Source organism: Vagococcus sp. WN80Y (assembly GCF_059621045.1).
The window spans coordinates 1-827 of the sequence record NZ_JCAQHY010000035.1 but is presented as its reverse complement, the minus strand read 5'-3'; the positions used below and the strand labels follow the sequence as shown (position 1 = coordinate 827).

Here is an 827-nt window from a genome sequence, read left to right as displayed (position 1 = left end):
GATTTGCGGTAGAAAGATTATCTCTCAAACTGAAATTAGTCGCTTAAAAAAAATCACATAACTAAAATCGGGAAAGTTTATTCTCAAATAAAATATGAATTATGAAATTGATTCATCTATATTAAATTTTGAAATAACAACTGAATACTAACGAGATCAGGTCACCTTTCACTAGCTGATTACTGAACAAAGATAACTAAAATGAGAGGCACTTTTTAGCTTATGGCAAAAATTATATTAATATTTTCTTTTTTTATATAGGCATTTTGCGCCTAATCAAAGCCAACTTTCGGATAATAATCCATTGCAGATTCTGAGGCTAGTAAAATTAGTGATACTTCATCCCCTATTTCTCTTTCTACATGTTCAATCAGTGTGGCGCCAACTTTTCTATTCTGATAATTTTTATGAACAGCCAAATCTGATAAATAGCAACAATAACTAAAGTCTGTTATACAACGTGCAATACCAACTAATTTGTCATCTTCCCATGCCGTATAAATAAAATCTGAATTTAAAATCATTTCTTTAATTCTAGATGGTTGATTAATTGGTCGAACAATTTCTGAAGATTCAAAGAGATTGATTACATCTACTTCATCTAAGGCACTTCTTCTTCCGTAAGTTATCATACTAGTCTCTCCTCATATAATATGAATCAATTTCATAATCAATATTTTATTTGAGAATAAGCTTACCCAATTTTATTTATGTGATTTTTTTTAAGCGACTAATTTCAGTTTGAGAGATAATCTTTCTACCGCAAATCTTACAGAATTATAAGCTAACTGGATAATACTCAAGTGGGTGTTTGCTGCTTTGCCGCC

1 protein-coding gene is annotated in these 827 nt (G+C 30.2%); it reads right to left on the bottom strand.

From position 1 onward, the window contains the following. Positions 1-272 precede the first annotated feature (272 nt). Positions 273-632, bottom strand: a complete 360-nt coding sequence (locus AC5KOD_RS02505; RefSeq protein WP_496912966.1) for a GNAT family N-acetyltransferase — start codon at positions 630-632, stop codon at positions 273-275. Between the last annotated feature and the right edge of the window lie 195 nt (positions 633-827).